This is a genomic window from Gilliamella sp. X-23 (assembly GCF_057063545.1).
This window is the reverse complement of record NZ_JBXSQG010000006.1, coordinates 94,909-111,788: the sequence shown is the minus strand read 5'-3', so window position 1 is coordinate 111,788 and position 16,880 is coordinate 94,909. Positions and strand designations below refer to the sequence as shown.

The window sequence follows — 16,880 nt, the reverse complement described above, 5'->3', positions numbered from 1 at the left end:
ATTATTTAGCCATCTCTTTTTCAATAAGTAGGATTAGAATATGAATAACTTTGATATGAATTTCTTGCACACGATCTGCATAGCCAAAATGCGGAACACGAATATCGACATCAGCAAGTCCATTCATCTTACCGCCATCTTTACCCGTTAATGTAATGACTTTCATGCCTTTCTGTTTTGCTGCTTCAATTGCTTTCAACACATTAGCAGAATTACCTGAAGTTGAAATACCTAAAAGCACATCGCCTTTTTGTCCAACACCTTCAATATAACGAGAAAAAATATAGTCAAATCCATAATCGTTACCAACACAAGAAATATGACTTACATCAGATATTGCTATTGCAGGGTAAGCCGGACGATTGTCACGATAACGCCCGGTTAACTCTTCAGCAAAATGCATCGCATCACAATGAGAACCACCATTACCACATGATAAAACTTTGCCTCCTTGTTTAAACGAATTGGCAATTAAAATTGCGGCTTGTTGAATCAGTTCAAGGTTTTTATCATCTGAAACAAATTTAGTTAATACGTCAACGGCTTGATTTAACTCATTACGAATATTGTTAATGTACACTACCATTTCTCCTTAATAAATTTATATACCATTTTAATTCGTTCCAAATAGCTTGCAAGTGATAAAAATAAAATTCCTAATTTTGACCAATATTTTCAGGAAAGAATGTGTTTAAGTATAAAAATGAATATCTAAATGAAAATGAATTAAAATCATTACTAGTAGCAAGAAATAAAATAACAACAAAATTTAAATTAATTTTAATATTAACAAATAATATATTTGCAATAGTGAAATTATTTGCGTTTTTTTTAAATAATACCTTGTATATAACTTGGTCGTAACGCTATTTGCCAATAGGATAAGTCTTTAATTTGTGATACAATTTGGTTAGTATTTTTTCACTTAAAAGAAAGTGAAATAACCTTTAAAATAGAATCGATAAGGAATTAATATGCAAACAATTGAGGGTAAAGTGGCTGCACCAAAAGCCAAAGTTGCAATTGTGGTGGCACGTTTTAATCATTTTATTAATGATAGTCTAGTAAGTGGTGCAATTGATGCATTAACACGTATTGGTCAAATTGATGATAAAAATATTACTGTTATCTGGGTTCCTGGTGCTTATGAAATTCCACTTGCCGCAAAAGTTGCTGCGCAGTCGAAAAAATATGATGCAATTGTGGCATTAGGCACGGTTATTCGTGGAAGCACTGCGCATTTCGATTTTGTTGCAGGTGAATCAAGCTCAGGTTTATTAAGTGCAAGCTTAGATAACACTATTCCAGTTGGATTTGGTATTTTAACTACCGAAAGTATAGAACAAGCTATTGAACGTGCAGGCACAAAAGCGGGTAATAAAGGTGCTGAAGCGGCATTAACTGCGCTGGAAATGCTAAATATTATTAAAGCAATTAAGGAGTAATTTAGTGGCATTAGTCAATCCTCGTCGTCGAGCAAGAGAGTGTGCGGTACAAGCAATCTACTCTTGGCAAGTTTCTAAAAACGATCTTGCCGATGTTGAGACCAGTTTTATTGCAGAACAAGACATGAAAGGCGTTGATGCCAAGTATTTTCGTGAGTTATTAAACGGTGTGGCAAAAAATACCATTGAATTAGATGAAAAAATGGCGCCATACCTCACTGAACGCACTGTTGATGAATTGGGGCAAGTTGAATTAGCGATACTTCGAATCGCACTGTATGAATTAATGAAACGTCAAGATGTACCTTATAAAGTAGTGATTAATGAAGCCATTGATCTCACAAAAACGTTTGGTGCAGCTGACAGTCATAAATTTGTTAATGGTGTATTAGATAAAATTGCCCCAACCATTCGTACGCGATAACCGATTAATAGTGAGATTGATATGAACGACAATACCGAAAAAAGCAAACCAACTATTTTTTATGCTAAAAATAGTGAACCGAAAAAGTACTCTCGCTCAGCTAAAGAAAAGCTTAGTGGGTGGAAAGGTAAGCGTAAAGATGATTTATCTCCGTTTAACGCTAAACGTGATCATAATGACCGTATTGAAACGTTCAAACCTCGAAATGATAAATCTGAGTTTTTCAAAAAGAGTTTTACTGTTGAACTTAATCAATCTCAATCAGCCATTGCAAATGATTCTCCATGGCAAAAAAAAGTACGTACTAATGATCAAGCGCCTACATTTGGGTATGATGGTTATCGTCAGTGTAAAGAAGAAACGTTAGTTTATAGTGAAAATAGCTGTAAAGCGGTTTTTAAACATCGACGCACAGCCATTATAAAGCTATTTATTACCCAAGAGATGACTTATCAGTTTAAGAATTTAATCGACTGGTTAGTCAAACAGCGGCTGGGTTATGATGTTGTCTCTAGCGAGCAAATTAGCAAAATAACCCAAACTCAGCACCATGGTGGTGTTTGTTTAATTGTTAAAAAGCGTGTGCCGCTCACATTATTGGATTATTTAGAAAAAAGCAATGATAAAGATCATGATTGCATTTTAGCCATTGACGATGTTAACAATCCTCATAATCTAGGTGGGCTAATACGAAGTGCTGCTTTTTATGGAGTAAATGGCGTGATGTTACGCCAAACCAATTTACTTGATAGTGGTTCAGCTATGCGAGTAGCAGAAGGTGGGATAGAAGCCGTTGCAGCAATTAAAAGTGATGATTTTATTGCTTCAATTGATATGCTTAAACAACATGGCTATCAAGTTGTTGCATTATTACCTTGCCAATCAAAGTCTATTGCATCAAGCGAATTGCACAAAACTCGGTTTAACAAAAAGGTGGTTTTAGTTATCTTTCAGCAAATCAACATGAAGTTGATTAATAATGCTGATGTCACCTTACATATACAAGGTAATGAGAATATGCCCGCGCTTAATATTTCAGTGGCAACAGGCATTTTATTATCAAATTTGAAAAAATAAGCCATGAGGAATTTAGCTTTTATCATCGCCTAATCTATCATTGAAGTGATAAAAGCTATTTTTAATTATTGATAGCTATCAAATAGCATCATTTGGTTAGAAATTGCGTTTTTTTTCTGTAGAGTATTAACAAGTATTTGAATATGGTCGGTAGTAGCTATGGCTAAGTATAAAGTTGGTTTAATTTTTGGTAAGTTTTATCCTTTACATTGTGGTCATATTTATTTGATTGAAAAGGCAATGAGCCAAGTTGATGAATTACATATCCTGCTTGGTTGTGAAGCATCACGCGATAAACAACTTTTTGATAAAAGCCGGCTCCCCAAATACCCTCAAGTAAGTGATCGTTTTTCGTGGTTAAAAGAAACGTTTAAAGATCGCCATAATATTCATATCCATGTACTTGATGAAGCAGGTATTGAGTTTTATCCTAACGGTTGGCAAGATTGGAGTGATCGTGTTAAGCAGCTGCTTGCTGAGCATAAAATTATCCCAAATGTTGTTTTTACCAGCGAACCTCAAGATGTCAAAAATCATGAACACTATTTTGGTTGTTCGGTGGCCATTGTTGATGCTGATCGACATTTTATGAACATTAGTGCCACACAAATCCGTGAAAACCCTTATAAAAATTGGTCTTTTATTGCACAAGCAGCAAAACCATTTTTTGTTAAAAAAGTGGCTATTATAGGTCAAAATGGATTTTGTGATTTACCGATTCAACTGGCTAATATTTATAATACGCAATATGTACCAAATGGATATATTAATTATATTGAGCGGGAAATTTCTATCCACCATAACAAACGCTATTTAAGTGAATCTGATTATATTAAAATTGCAATGTTACACGTTGAACGAGTTACAAAAGCAGTAGAAACAGCAAATAAGATTATTTTTACCGCGATTGATTTTGAAACATTAGCGCAGTATTACAGCCAAATCTTCGATAAAGAAAACGATGTTTTAAAAGCTCTAAAAGACAGTTATCATTTTGATTTAGTCATTCACGAAAAAGACTTAAAACCACTACATTCCCAACTTGAATATTTTGAAACAGTCTCAAAGAAGGTTGAAGCATTATTGATTTAGTTCATCACATTTATTATGGCTTATGCTAAAATAAGGTAAATCTTTGTGATAGGTAAATTTTATGTCTCAACCTTTTGATAATAAAGACAATATAAATCAAGAAAAAATTGATTTTGGTTACACGCAAGTTCCAAAACAAGAAAAAGTAAAACGTGTTGCTGAAGTATTTCACTCTGTTGCCGATAAATATGACGTTATGAATGATCTCATGTCATTCGGTATTCATCGTATTTGGAAAAAAATCACCATTGAATATAGCAGTGTGCGTAAAGGCCAAAAAGTTCTGGATCTTGCTGGTGGCACAGGTGATTTAACGGCAAAATTCTCACAACTGGTCGGTGACGATGGATTAGTTGTTTTAGCTGACATTAATGAATCGATGTTAAAAGTTGGACGAGATAAACTCCGTGATAAAGGCTTATTTAAAAATATCGAGTATGTACAAGCTAATGCGGAAGAATTACCCTTTTCTGACAACTATTTTGATTGTATCACTATCTCATTTGGTTTACGTAATGTCACCGATAAAGAAAAGGCTTTACGATCCATGTGGCGGGTACTGAAGCCTGGCGGACGCTTATTAATTCTTGAATTTTCTAAACCACAATATCAAATACTAAATAAAGCGTATGATTTGTATTCATTTTCCATGTTACCGCTAATGGGGAAAATTGTGGCAAATGATTCTGAAAGTTATCGCTATTTAGCCGAATCAATTCGTATGCATCCCGATCAAAACACCCTGAAAAAAATGATGGAAGATGCAGGATTTGTTGATGTGAAATATCACAATATGACCGGTGGTATTGTTGCGTTACATACTGGCTTTAAATTTTGATGCGATGAATAATAATGACCTTTTTTAGAATTTTTAAAATCTTAACTGTATTTCGAGCCTATAAGTTAAAAGAATTGTTGCCAAAACATCGTTCATCAAAATGGCTTCGCACTTTATTATTCTGCTTTTTTTGGGTTAGACCTAAGGCAAAACATCAAGAAATTGGCGAACGTTTACGACAAGCATTACAAGAATTAGGTCCCGTTTGGATCAAGTTCGGGCAAATGATCTCAACTCGGCGTGATGTTCTACCTAAACACATAGCCGATGCTTTAGCAAAATTACAAGACCAAGTTCCCCCTTTTGACGGTAAAATAGCGAAACAACTGATTGAACAAGCATTAGAACAACCAATTGATTATTATTTTTCCAACTTTGATGAAACTCCGTTAGCGTCAGCATCAATTGCACAGGTGCATACTGCGGTATTAAAATCTAGCCAAGCCGAGATTGTCATCAAGGTTTTACGTCCTAATATTTTACCTATTATCCAAGCTGATATTGGTTTAATGTATTGGGTCGCTAAACAATGTACGAAGCGAATAAAATCAGGCGAAAGGTTACGTGCGGTTGAAATAGTGCATGATTATGAAATGACACTATTAAAAGAGTTAGATTTACGCAAAGAGGCTTACAACACAGCAAGACTACGCGATAATTTTATCAATAGCGATATTCTGTATATTCCTTATGTATACCAAGATTTATGTCGAAAAAATGTCATAGTCGAAGAACGCATTAAAGGCGTACCCATCGCCGATATTAACCAGCTAAAACAACATAAAGTCGATATGAAATTGCTGGCAGAGCGGGGTGTTCAAGCCTTTTTTACCCAAGTTTTCCGCGATAACTTCTTCCATGCTGATATGCACCCGGGCAATATCTTTGTTGATATTACCGAGCCACAAAATCCACGTTATATTGGAATTGATTGTGCCATTGTTGGCATATTGAGTGATGATGACCAGCACTATCTTGCCGAAAACTTCTTGGCATTTTTTAATCGAGATTATCGGAAAATAGCCGAAATTTATATCGCATCGGGTTGGGTGCCAGAAACTACTGATGTTATCGCACTTGAAATGGCCATGCGCAATGTCTGTGAGCCTGCATTTGAAAAACCACTAGCTGAAATATCATTTTCACAGATTTTACTACAGTTATTTCAAGTTGCACGGCAATTTGAAATGGATATTCAACCACAACTTACACTTCTTGAAAAAACGCTATTTTATATCGAAGGGCTTGGACGTCAACTTTATCCTGAACTTGATTTATGGCAAACAGCAAAACCATTTTTAGAAAAGTGGTATCAAGATAAATACAGTGCAAAAAAGATACTACAACAAGCGTTGGAATCGCTACCTAAATGGCGCAACATATTGCCACAATTACCTAAAAAATTAAATGATTACGAACGAATCACTAAACAGATGAATGCGCAATTAAAGCAAATTGATCAACAACTACAGCGTAGCAAAAAACGTGAACGAAATCTGTATGGAATGCTGGGATTAATTTGTGCTTTATGCATTACGATATTAGTCATAAATTAATGATTGAAAACTAATAATTACCTATTAAATTGGTCATATTGGGAATATTATAATTTACGTGTATAATTTGGTTAAATACCACCATTGGAGACAATCAGATGCCAAGCTTACCGCAACTACTCATATTAATCGCTGTAGTAGTATTATTATTTGGAACAAAAAAATTACGTTCATTGGGTTCGGATCTTGGTGAGTCGATTAAAGGCTTTAAAAAAGCAATGAATGATGATGATGGTAAAAAAGATAGTGATAAGTCACAAAAAATCGAAAATACCGACTCATTTGATACTAATACCGATAATAACAAAAAAGAGTAATCCGTGTTTGACATCAGTTTTGGGCAATTACTATTAGTATTAATTATTGGCCTGGTGGTATTAGGGCCAGAACGATTACCTATTGCAATAAAAACCGTCGCAGGGTGGATAAAAGTACTACGCCGAATGTCAGCCACGGTACAGCTAGAGTTGAATAAAGAACTTAAACTGCAAGAATTACAAGACAGCCTAAAAAAGGCTGAACAAAGTGGGCTAACAACGTTGACGCCAGAAATTCAAGAATCCATTAACGATTTAAAGCGTGTAACTGAATCATTACAAAACGAAATCGACTCAGCAACGCAAATCGATCCACAAACACATTCAGATAAAAAATCATGACAGACGACGCTACTCAACCATTAATTGGACATCTTGTTGAACTCAGAACACGGCTTTTACGTTGTATTATCTGTATTTTATTGGTATTAATTTGTTTACTTTATTTTTCTAATGATATTTATCATATTGTAGCAAATCCGCTCATCAGCCAGTTACCACAAGGTAGTAGCATGATAGCAACTGACATTGCCGCGCCATTTTTTACACCGATTAAACTGACTGCGGTGGTTGCGATATTCATCTCTATTCCGTATGTGCTATACCAAATTTGGGGCTTTATTGCGCCAGCACTCTACCAACACGAAAGACGTTTGGTGATGCCTTTAATAGTATCAAGCACGATCCTATTTTATATGGGGATAGCGTTTGCTTATTTTGTGGTGTTTCCATTAGCGTTTTATTTTTTTATTCATACTGCACCGGTTGATGTTGCAATCAATACTGACATTACCAAATACCTCGATTTTGTCATGACTCTTTTTGTGGTATTTGGCTTTGCTTTCGAAGTGCCTGTGGCAATTATTTTGCTTTGCTGGACTGGAATCACTACACCTAAAAGCCTACGTAAAAAACGCCCTTATATTATTGTTGGTGTTTTTGCCGTTGCAATGTTTGTTACTCCACCAGATGTCTTTTCGCAAATATTATTAGCTGTACCTATCTGTTTATTGTTTGAAATTGGCACCTTTTTTGCTCGTTTTTACCAACCGCGTCAAAATGACAATATAGAAGACGATAGCCAAGAATCTGAACAATAGACATAAACAGATAACCAATGAATTAAACAGAACAAGTAAGGATAACGAGTCATAATGAAAACATCATTACCTGATTTTAATTGCGCCAATGTATTAGTTGTGGGCGATATTATGTTAGATCGCTACTGGTATGGGGGGACTAATCGCATATCACCTGAAGCCCCGGTACCTGTCGTTAAAATTGACTCTTTAGAAGAACGCCCAGGCGGTGCAGCCAATGTTGCCATGAATATAACTTCACTTTGTGGTAACGCGCGACTGATTGGCTTAACAGGCATTGATGAACCAGCTAAAATTCTTGATGAACAACTCAGTAAACATAACGTTCACTGTGATTTTGTATCCGTTTCAACGCACCCAACTATCACCAAATTGCGAGTCCTATCACGCAATCAACAATTAATTCGTATCGATTTTGAAGAAGGGTTTGGCAATGTTGATGCAACACCTATTCTTGAACGCATTCAAACAGCATTAACGACTTATAAAGTGTTGGTTCTGTCGGATTATGCTAAGGGCGCATTATCGGCAGTTCAAGAAATGATTAAGCTTGCCAATCAAGCTAATGTACCGATTTTAGTTGATCCCAAAGGTACGGATTTTGAGCGTTATCGTGGAGCAACATTATTAACGCCAAATATGACTGAATTTGAAGCCGTGGTTGGGCATTGTCAAAACGAAGAAGACATTGTCGAAAAAGGTTATCAGCTTATCAAAAAGTATGATCTTAAAGCCTTGTTGGTCACACGTAGTGAAAAAGGTATGACATTACTACAATTAGACAAACCAATTTACCACCTGCCAACTCAAGCCAAAGAAGTTTTTGATGTCACCGGTGCCGGCGATACCGTAATTGCGACATTAGCTGCGGCTTTAGCTGCTGGGCAATCTTTAGAAGAAAGCTGCTTTTTAGCTAATGCCGCAGCCGGTGTGGTTGTTGGCAAACTTGGCACATCGACCGTTTCACAAGTCGAACTAGAAAACGCCATCCGTGCACGAGCTGATGATGGTTTTGGTGTTATGAGCGAAGACGAGCTAAAAGAAGAAGTCCGAAAGGCGCGCATGCGTGGTGAAAAAATTGTCATGACCAATGGCTGTTTTGATATTTTACATGCAGGGCATGTTTCTTATTTGGCAAATGCTCGGAAACTTGGCGATCGCCTAATTGTTGCTGTAAACAGCGATACCTCGGTAAAAAAACTAAAAGGCGAATCCAGACCAATTAACCCACTCATGCAACGAATGATTGTACTAGGTGCACTTGATTCGGTTGATTGGGTTGTTCCATTTGAAGAAGAGACCCCTCAACGACTCATTGCTAATGTCTTGCCCGATGTCTTAGTCAAAGGTGGCGATTATAAACCCGAAGATATCGCTGGGGGCAAAGAAGTTATCGCTGCTGGCGGTAGCGTTAAAGTGCTTAACTTTGAAGATGGCTGTTCCACGACTAATATTATTAATGCTATAAAAAATCGCTAAATCTTATTGTCAAGCAAATCGGTTACTCATTGGAATAACCGATTTGCTTTAGAACGGGAAAAAACAACTATTTATTTTCTTATTTTAATTACGCCTTAAGACAAACTTTAAAAAAATTATCAAAAAACACTCGCAATGTTGACCAAGTCTTTAATAAAAAAATTATTAACAGTTATTGAAAATTAATAGGTAATAGCTATTGTTAAATTTCAAAATTAATACTTTTTTTATTATGCGCTTTATGCAAAGCTAGTGACCAAATTCTGAAAAAGAGTATTAAGGATATTTTATGACCAAACATTATGATTATATTGCCATTGGTGGCGGTAGTGGTGGGATAGCATCGGTTAATCGAGCTGCATCCTATGGAAAAAAATGTGCCATTATTGAAGCAAAATTATTAGGTGGAACCTGTGTGAATGTTGGTTGTGTGCCTAAAAAAGTGATGTGGTATGGTGCACAAATTGCTGAAGCCATTAATCACTATGGTCCTGATTACGGTTTTGATACTACTATTAATCAATTCAGTTGGGATAAATTAATTGCTAGCCGAACTGCTTATATTGATAGAATCCATCAATCTTATGATCGGGTTCTGAATAATAACAACGTTGATGTGATTCATGGATATGCTAAGTTTGTTGATTCTCATACAGTTGAGGTAAATGGTGAACATTATAGTGCCGATCATATTCTGATAGCTGTGGGGGGCAAACCAACGATTCCGAATATCCCAGGTGCGCAATATGGTATCACATCTGATGGATTTTTTGCGCTAAAAGCCTTACCTAAGCGTGTGGCAGTTGTAGGCGCTGGTTATATTGCTTGCGAAATCGCAAGTGTATTACATGCACTTGGCGCACAAACTCATCAATTTGTTCGCAATGCCACGCCATTACGCACTTTTGATCCATTAATTGTTGAAACCTTAATGGAGGTGATAAAAACAGAAGGGCAACAACTTCATACTTTTGCAGTGCCAAAATCCGTTACTAAAAACAGTGATGAGTCATTAACTTTAACACTAGAAAATGGCGAAAGTTATACTGTCGATTGTTTAATTTGGGCAATTGGTCGTGAACCGGCTACAAATGACATGAATTTACAGGCAGCAGGAATTGAAATTGATAATAAAGGCTTTGTGGTCGTGGATAAATATCAAAATACCAATGTACCGGGCATTTATTCAGTCGGTGATGATACAGGTGCCATGGCATTAACACCGGTTGCGGTTGCCGCGGGTCGTCGCTTATCAGAAAGACTTTTTAACAATAAACCTGATGAACATTTAGATTATAATAACATTCCTACTGTTGTATTTACTCACCCCGCTATTGGTACAGTAGGCTTAACTGAGCCAGAGGCGATACAGCAATATGGTCAAGAAAACGTCAAAGTTTATAAATCCACCTTTACGGCCATGTACACTGCAGTTACACAACATCGTCAGCCATGTCGTATGAAGTTAGTGTGCGTCGGTAAAGATGAAAAAATTGTTGGTATTCATGGTATTGGTTATGGTATGGACGAAATGTTACAAGGCTTTGCTGTAGCACTAAAAATGGGGGCAACGAAAAAAGACTTTGATAACACTGTTGCGATTCACCCAACGGCTGCCGAAGAATTTGTAACTATGCGTTAAGCTTTAAGCGTTAAGTGAACCATTAAGACCTACCATTAAAAGCAGGACCACAGTGTCCTGCTTTTTTATGGATTATTTTGTTGATTGTCTTATGGATTAGATACACTGCTAGGTTCGCAACGCCAGCCATTTTTCGCTAATGGATAAAAACCAACGGCTATTGCAATTAATGCCACAAAAGAGATATAAATACCGGCACCTAGATAACTATATTCTCCTAATAAATGTTCAGGACTTAATAGATAAATCGTTAACGTTGGTGTAATAGCGCTAAATAGCGCATAAGCTAAATTATAAGAAAACGACAAACCTGAATAGCGGATTGCTGGTGGAAACGTTCTTGTTCCAATAATTGGTGTCATGGCGATAGAACCAATGAAAAGCCCAAAAACAGCCCAAATTAAATAAAGCTTAGTGAGCGACATATCAGGCGATAATGAACTATAAAAATAGAGACTAGAAACAGCAAGGCCTCCCCAACAAATCATCGAGGTTTTAGTTGAACCAAGCTTATCATCTAACCAACCAAAAATAATACAACCTAATGTTAAGGTTAAAGCGGCAATACAACCACCGATCCGCCAATCAAGGTTAGCAAAATGATATATACCGCCAACAATACGACCTGGGGTAATTAAAATCCCCACCATAATAGCGGTAGACAATGACCACGTTAACAATGCAACAATCACGCAGGCTGTTTTGTGTTTTTGTAGTACGGTAACAACTGGGATATTTTTTTCAATTGCCTTGCGCGCGGCTAATTCCTTGAAAATAGGTGTTTCTGATAAAAAACGGCGCAAATAAACCGAAATAACCCCAAAAATACCGCCAATAATAAACGGAATACGCCATGCGTAATCTAAAATATTTTGTGTCGTAAAACAAAGATCAATAATAATTGTGACAATAAACCCAAGTAAAATACCGCCAGTAATTCCTGATGTTAATGTGCCAACACCAAGTCCATAACGTTGTTTTGGCACATGCTCTGCAATAAATACCCAAGCACCTGGCATTTCGCCACCGATCGCTGCACCTTGCAACATGCGCATAATCAAAAGCAATAGTGGTGCAAAAATACCAATCATTTCGTAAGTGGGTAAAACTCCAATGATGAAGGTAGGTAGCGCCATCATTGCGACACTTAGGGTAAACATCTTTTTACGGCCGACTTTATCGCCAAAATGTGCCATAATAATACCACCCACAGGACGAACTAAATAACCAGCAGCAAAAATTCCCCACGCAAACAGATCTAACGTCAAAGGGGATAATGTATGAGGTAAAAATAGTGGTTTAACGATGGTATCTATATAAAGTGCATAAATAACAAAATCATAAAACTCGAGCGTACCACCTAAAGAAGACAAAACTAACGTTTTTAAGTCCTTACTATTTAATGGACGCGCAGGGGGTTGCCACTGTGTATTGATTTCAGACTGATTCATGAACTAACCTTATTCTTATTGTTAAATTGAGATAAAAAATCAAGAAAACTCGTCTTTTTTGACCTAACCTTATAAAGCACCTCCATTCTGCCACAAAAAAAAGCCTTTTTTTTCATCATAAAAAAATTTAATGAATGACATTAAACTGTATATTTGATTTATAATCTTAATATATTTATATTTTATTGGATAAAAGATATCACCATACCATGGTGGTTAATTCAAAAGGATGATTTAATGATAGACCCAAAAGTAAAGCGTTGCGGTTGGGTGACAAACGATCCGCTGTATATTGCTTATCATGACAACGAATGGGGCATTCCTCAATATGATAGCCTTAAGTTATTTGAAAAAATTTGCTTAGAAGGTCAACAAGCGGGTTTGTCTTGGATCACAGTACTAAAAAAACGGCAAGAATATCGCCGTTGTTTTTTTGATTTTAATCCTGAAAAAATTGTTCAATTGACTGAAAAAGACATTGAATTATTCATGGAAAACAAAGGACTAATACGTAACCGACTAAAGCTAAATAGCATAATCAAAAATGCCCAAGCGTATTTATTAATGCAAAAAAATAACGAAGATTTTTCACAATTTATTTGGTCTTTTGTTGATGGTAATCCAATTACTCATTACTACAAAGACAAAAGCGAACTTCCTGTTAGCACAGAAACCTCTGACAAAATGTCAAAAGCATTAAAAAAGAAAGGTTTTAGTTTTGTCGGTTCAACGATTTGTTATGCTTTTATGCAGTCCATGGGGTTAGTCAATGACCATTTTGAATATTGCTTTAAAAAGGAATTTAAGTGAATGAACATGATACAACTAATAAAGTATGCCGTTATTGCCATACTCGGTTATTTTATTGTCTGCAATGTGGTTATTTTTATCTATACCCAACAACCACCACAAGATAACGCTGACACCATGGTTATTTTAGGATCCCAAGTAGTGGGAACACCTGCGCAGGCACCCCTGACATTACAAACGCGTTTAGAAGTTGCGGTGACTTATCTACACAATAATCCCAACACAAAAGCCATAGTCTGTGGTGGACAAGGTAAAGACGAATCCGCAACCGAAGCTAGTGTAATGGCTGATTACTTAATCAAAAAAGGCATTGAATCATCAAGAGTTTATACAGAAGACAAATCAACTCGCACCGCTCAACAATTTCTTTATGCAAATGATATCTTACCTTTAGGCAAAACCGTCGTTGTCACTAATGATTTCCATTTACTGCGTTCAGTCATGTTGGCTAAACGTTCAGGATTCGAGCAAGTATCAGGTCTCTCTGCGCCGTTGAATTGGTCTAATTTTGATAAATATATTGCAATGATAAGAGAGCCATTAGCATTAGCAAACTCTTGGCTATTTGATCATCCTAAAGAACAACTTAAACAAGAATGATGGTTGCGATGAGATCAGATTTTTATCGATACACTGTTTTTAATTCAATCAGCTAATCAAAGTACCGCCATAAGCAACAGCTGTTTTTACTTGTTGTCCATGGTATCATGGCAACATTGCTGTTTAATTTAAAAATGAATAAAGATGAAATCTGATACTATTGTCGCGCAAGCAACGCCACCCGGTCGTGGAGGGGTAGGTATTTTACGTATTTCCGGCCCCAAAGCGCAAGCGGTTGCCCAAGCTGTATTGGGCAAATTGCCCAAACCGCGTTATGCCGATTATTTACCGTTTTTAGCATCGGATGGCACTACTCTAGATGAAGGTATTGCCTTATTTTTCCCTAATCCTCACTCATTTACTGGTGAAGATGTCCTTGAATTACAAGGTCACGGTGGGCCGATTATTTTAGACTTACTTTTAAAACGCATTCTTGAAATCCCCAATATCCGCATTGCTCGTCCGGGGGAGTTTTCGGAGCGTGCATTTTTAAATGATAAATTAGATCTTGCTCAAGCCGAAGCGATTGCTGATTTAATTGATGCTAGTTCTGAGCAAGCAGCAAAATCGGCAATCTCATCACTACAAGGCGTATTTTCCAAAAAAATACATGCGCTTGTTGAATCATTGATTCACTTAAGGATATTTACCGAAGCAGCGATTGATTTTCCTGAAGAAGAAATCGACTTTTTATCTGATGGCAAAATTGAGACCCAGCTAAATGAAGTTATTACACACTTAAACGAAGTCAGGCAAGAAGCCAAGCAAGGCACACTACTACGCGAAGGCATGAAAGTCGTCATCGCTGGGCGCCCAAATGCCGGTAAATCAAGCCTACTTAACGCACTGGCAGGACGTGATGCAGCCATTGTAACCGATATCGCGGGCACAACTCGAGACGTCTTGCGTGAACATATCCACATTGATGGCATGCCACTACATATTATCGACACAGCTGGACTACGCGAAGCGAGTGACGAAGTGGAAAGAATTGGCATTGAACGCGCTTGGCAAGAAATTGAACAAGCTGATCGCGTATTATTTATGGTTGACAGCACCACTACCAATGAAACCAATCCAGAAAAACTATGGCCAGAATTTATTGAACGTTTACCAAAACAGATGCCTGTCACTGTCATCCGCAATAAAGCTGATTTAACTGGCGAAGCACTAGGATACAGTGAAGTAAACGGCTACTCACTTATTCAACTTTCGGCACGAACAGGTGAAGGCGTTTCCTTACTACGTGAACATCTAAAACAGGTCATGGGCTTTACTAGTAGTATCGAAGGTGGGTTCTTGGCCCGACGTCGCCATCTACAAGCACTAGAAAAGGCTGCCCAGCACTTAAACAATGGTAAGCACCAACTTATCACATTCCATGCTGGCGAATTACTTGCCGAAGAACTGAGGCTAGCGCAAGAAGCCTTAAGTGAAATCACAGGGCAATTTACTTCTGATGATTTGTTAGGTCGCATATTTAGTTCGTTTTGCATAGGTAAGTAAACATACTTTATAAAAAGCGTTCAGAAAAGTAATTGATTTTATTAAATTTATTTTTTTAGTTGTTTTTTGGGCGGGGAACAACCGTTGTTACTTCGCTTAAAATAGTACGGTCAAAAGTTGAAAACTACTTTGTCATAAAAGTAAAAGAGGGTGTAATCATAAAAGTGATAAAAAAGCTATAGCCCCTACCAAGGTGCGGAAAGTGTGGAAGAAGGAGTAACAAGCTAGCCCATCGTATTACCAGCGCTATAAGTTGTGCTATAGCTGTATTCCATTGTTCAACATTTAGCTTGCTAATTGATCAATAATAAACAATTGATTCCTTAATAGCACAACTTATGATAATGGTAACTTGATGAATTAATGATTAAATTTAAATAATTCTTAGCTCTTTTAATGATAATTTAATAAATGCATAAAAAATAGGTGCAAAAATTAAACCAATAATGCCAAAAAGGGTCTCTAAAAAGAGCATCGCAATTAACAATTCACAGATACCGGCATGAATTTTTGTCCCGACTATTTTTGCATTAAGTACATATTCCATTTTATGAATTAAGATTAAATAAACAATAATCCCCATTGCGACGGTAAATGATACGGTAAATGCAACAAAAAAGATTAATCCATTAACAATCAAGTTACCAATAATTGGAATAAGACCAAAAACAAATGTGGCTAACACTAAACTTTTACTAAATGGCAAATGAATGCCAAATACAGGCAAAATAATAAATAGCAAAATAGCGGTCATCATCGTATTAAATAATGCGATCACAACTTGGGACATCGCTACATATTGAAATACTACAACTAACCGATTTAAGCTGGCTTTTAAGGATTTGGTTAATGCTCTTTGTGTAATTTGATTATGCTCAGTGTTGCGTTGATTTTCTTTGTAACCCAAAATTAATCCAATGATCATTCCCACAATTAATATAATTAAATCATGAAATACTTTTTTGATGATAGATTGTAGATAAAAGACATGATCTTTAAGGTAAATCATTATAGTTGATTTAACTTCGTCCAAATCATCAGGTAAATAATGGGTAATACTTGGCGGTAGACTGTTTATTACATTATTGACCACTAATTTCAAATTTATTAACGTTTCGGTTGGATGCTTGGCCATATCAACAAACCAAGCAAATAAATACCAAAAGCCGCCGATAAAAATGCCCATAATCAGTGTCGTGAGTACTAGTACCGAAACTAATTTTGATTGATGACTAAAACGTACCATTTTTCGTGATAAAAAATCATCTAATTTTTGTGTTAACGTATAGGTTAACAAGCCAGCTATCACTGCCGGCATTAAATGAACTTGCATTAAAATAATAAAAAAAACAGAAAACAAAACAAGGCAAAATAGACCTAATTTTTGATTATTACTTAGTGGCATAAAGAAAATTTTCCTTTAATAAAAAATTTATTTAATTAAAACACGATACGTGGTAACGGTAAAAAATTGACAGAATTATAGCAGATAGTTCATTGTTCGTCCTTTTTTGTTACTAATTAAACATGAACTGTTTATAAT

At 36.4% G+C, this 16,880-nt stretch carries 16 protein-coding genes and 1 pseudogene; 14 read left to right on the top strand and 3 right to left on the bottom strand.

Annotated elements, in window-relative coordinates:
* Position 1 precedes the first annotated feature (1 nt).
* Complete coding sequence (lpcA, locus tag ACYH9I_RS05920; RefSeq protein WP_483559620.1) at positions 2-580, bottom strand: D-sedoheptulose 7-phosphate isomerase; 579 nt, start codon at positions 578-580, stop codon at positions 2-4.
* A 394-nt stretch (positions 581-974) separates the two neighbouring features.
* Between lpcA and ribH the strand changes: the two genes are divergently transcribed.
* The 11 genes and pseudogenes from ribH (at position 975) to gorA (ending at position 10,970) form a co-directional block, all read left to right on the top strand.
* Positions 975-1,445: a 6,7-dimethyl-8-ribityllumazine synthase gene (gene ribH / locus ACYH9I_RS05915; RefSeq protein WP_091346282.1), complete on the top strand. Its 471-nt coding sequence runs from the start codon at positions 975-977 to the stop codon at positions 1,443-1,445.
* Between the two features lie 4 nt (positions 1,446-1,449).
* Complete coding sequence (gene nusB / locus ACYH9I_RS05910; protein ID WP_091346280.1) at positions 1,450-1,869, top strand: transcription antitermination factor NusB; 420 nt, start codon at positions 1,450-1,452, stop codon at positions 1,867-1,869.
* A gap of 21 nt (positions 1,870-1,890) precedes the next feature.
* Positions 1,891-2,946, top strand: coding sequence for a TrmH family RNA methyltransferase (locus tag ACYH9I_RS05905; RefSeq protein ID WP_483559618.1), 1,056 nt, complete (start codon positions 1,891-1,893; stop codon positions 2,944-2,946).
* A 159-nt stretch (positions 2,947-3,105) separates the two neighbouring features.
* Positions 3,106-4,038, top strand: a complete 933-nt coding sequence (gene nadR, locus ACYH9I_RS05900) for a multifunctional transcriptional regulator/nicotinamide-nucleotide adenylyltransferase/ribosylnicotinamide kinase NadR (RefSeq protein WP_483559616.1) — start codon at positions 3,106-3,108, stop codon at positions 4,036-4,038.
* 61 nt (positions 4,039-4,099) lie between these two features.
* Entirely contained in the window at positions 4,100-4,876 is a 777-nt protein-coding gene (gene ubiE, locus ACYH9I_RS05895; RefSeq protein WP_483559615.1) for a bifunctional demethylmenaquinone methyltransferase/2-methoxy-6-polyprenyl-1,4-benzoquinol methylase UbiE, read from the top strand.
* A gap of 14 nt (positions 4,877-4,890) precedes the next feature.
* On the top strand, positions 4,891-6,432 hold the full coding sequence (gene ubiB / locus ACYH9I_RS05890; RefSeq protein ID WP_483559613.1) for a ubiquinone biosynthesis regulatory protein kinase UbiB: 1,542 nt from the start codon (positions 4,891-4,893) through the stop codon (positions 6,430-6,432).
* Between the two features lie 98 nt (positions 6,433-6,530).
* Positions 6,531-6,749 (top strand): twin-arginine translocase TatA/TatE family subunit, encoded by a 219-nt coding sequence (tatA, locus tag ACYH9I_RS05885; protein ID WP_483559611.1) that lies wholly within the window; start codon positions 6,531-6,533, stop codon positions 6,747-6,749.
* 3 nt (positions 6,750-6,752) lie between these two features.
* Positions 6,753-7,031 (top strand): annotated as a pseudogene (gene tatB, locus ACYH9I_RS05880) (Sec-independent protein translocase protein TatB); the annotation flags it as partial.
* Positions 7,032-7,087: 56 nt separating this feature from the next.
* Positions 7,088-7,849 carry a twin-arginine translocase subunit TatC gene (gene tatC, locus ACYH9I_RS05875; protein WP_483559610.1) on the top strand — a complete coding sequence of 254 codons (762 nt, stop codon included), beginning with the start codon at positions 7,088-7,090 and terminating at the stop codon, positions 7,847-7,849.
* Between the two features lie 54 nt (positions 7,850-7,903).
* The gene (hldE, locus tag ACYH9I_RS05870; RefSeq protein WP_483559608.1) at positions 7,904-9,328 is read left to right on the top strand and encodes a bifunctional D-glycero-beta-D-manno-heptose-7-phosphate kinase/D-glycero-beta-D-manno-heptose 1-phosphate adenylyltransferase HldE; all 1,425 of its coding nucleotides are present in this window, start codon (positions 7,904-7,906) and stop codon (positions 9,326-9,328) included.
* 289 nt (positions 9,329-9,617) lie between these two features.
* Entirely contained in the window at positions 9,618-10,970 is a 1,353-nt protein-coding gene (gene gorA, locus ACYH9I_RS05865) for a glutathione-disulfide reductase (protein WP_483559606.1), read from the top strand.
* Positions 10,971-11,059: 89 nt separating this feature from the next.
* On the opposite strand, the gene ACYH9I_RS05860 is transcribed toward gorA, so the two are convergent.
* A complete protein-coding gene (locus ACYH9I_RS05860) occupies positions 11,060-12,421 on the bottom strand; it encodes an MFS transporter (RefSeq protein WP_483559605.1) in 1,362 nt (453 codons plus the stop codon).
* 237 nt (positions 12,422-12,658) lie between these two features.
* Between ACYH9I_RS05860 and ACYH9I_RS05855 the strand changes: the two genes are divergently transcribed.
* From ACYH9I_RS05855 to mnmE, 3 genes are all read left to right on the top strand, one after another.
* On the top strand, positions 12,659-13,231 hold the full coding sequence (locus ACYH9I_RS05855; protein ID WP_483559603.1) for a DNA-3-methyladenine glycosylase I: 573 nt from the start codon (positions 12,659-12,661) through the stop codon (positions 13,229-13,231).
* Positions 13,232-13,831 carry a YdcF family protein gene (locus tag ACYH9I_RS05850; RefSeq protein WP_483559601.1) on the top strand — a complete coding sequence of 200 codons (600 nt, stop codon included), beginning with the start codon at positions 13,232-13,234 and terminating at the stop codon, positions 13,829-13,831. It begins immediately after the preceding gene.
* Between the two features lie 144 nt (positions 13,832-13,975).
* Positions 13,976-15,337, top strand: coding sequence for a tRNA uridine-5-carboxymethylaminomethyl(34) synthesis GTPase MnmE (gene mnmE, locus ACYH9I_RS05845; protein WP_483559599.1), 1,362 nt, complete (start codon positions 13,976-13,978; stop codon positions 15,335-15,337).
* Between the two features lie 373 nt (positions 15,338-15,710).
* On the opposite strand, the gene ACYH9I_RS05840 is transcribed toward mnmE, so the two are convergent.
* A complete protein-coding gene (locus ACYH9I_RS05840; protein WP_483559597.1) occupies positions 15,711-16,742 on the bottom strand; it encodes an AI-2E family transporter in 1,032 nt (343 codons plus the stop codon).
* Positions 16,743-16,880 lie beyond the last annotated feature (138 nt).

What these genes read in the sequence shown, in the direction of transcription:
- ACYH9I_RS05850 (WP_483559601.1), top strand. Translation starts at nt 13,232, where the DNA reads ATGAACATGATACAACTAATAAAGTATGCCGTTATTGCCATACTCGGT.
- hldE (WP_483559608.1), top strand. Translation starts at nt 7,904, where the DNA reads ATGAAAACATCATTACCTGATTTTAATTGCGCCAATGTATTAGTTGTG.
- ACYH9I_RS05860 (WP_483559605.1), bottom strand. Translation starts at nt 12,421, where the DNA reads ATGAATCAGTCTGAAATCAATACACAGTGGCAACCCCCTGCGCGTCCA.
- ACYH9I_RS05840 (WP_483559597.1), bottom strand. Translation starts at nt 16,742, where the DNA reads ATGCCACTAAGTAATAATCAAAAATTAGGTCTATTTTGCCTTGTTTTG.
- tatA (WP_483559611.1), top strand. Translation starts at nt 6,531, where the DNA reads ATGCCAAGCTTACCGCAACTACTCATATTAATCGCTGTAGTAGTATTA.
- tatC (WP_483559610.1), top strand. Translation starts at nt 7,088, where the DNA reads ATGACAGACGACGCTACTCAACCATTAATTGGACATCTTGTTGAACTC.
- gorA (WP_483559606.1), top strand. Translation starts at nt 9,618, where the DNA reads ATGACCAAACATTATGATTATATTGCCATTGGTGGCGGTAGTGGTGGG.
- ACYH9I_RS05855 (WP_483559603.1), top strand. Translation starts at nt 12,659, where the DNA reads ATGATAGACCCAAAAGTAAAGCGTTGCGGTTGGGTGACAAACGATCCG.
- mnmE (WP_483559599.1), top strand. Translation starts at nt 13,976, where the DNA reads ATGAAATCTGATACTATTGTCGCGCAAGCAACGCCACCCGGTCGTGGA.
- nadR (WP_483559616.1), top strand. Translation starts at nt 3,106, where the DNA reads ATGGCTAAGTATAAAGTTGGTTTAATTTTTGGTAAGTTTTATCCTTTA.
- ubiE (WP_483559615.1), top strand. Translation starts at nt 4,100, where the DNA reads ATGTCTCAACCTTTTGATAATAAAGACAATATAAATCAAGAAAAAATT.
- ACYH9I_RS05905 (WP_483559618.1), top strand. Translation starts at nt 1,891, where the DNA reads ATGAACGACAATACCGAAAAAAGCAAACCAACTATTTTTTATGCTAAA.
- ribH (WP_091346282.1), top strand. Translation starts at nt 975, where the DNA reads ATGCAAACAATTGAGGGTAAAGTGGCTGCACCAAAAGCCAAAGTTGCA.
- ubiB (WP_483559613.1), top strand. Translation starts at nt 4,891, where the DNA reads ATGACCTTTTTTAGAATTTTTAAAATCTTAACTGTATTTCGAGCCTAT.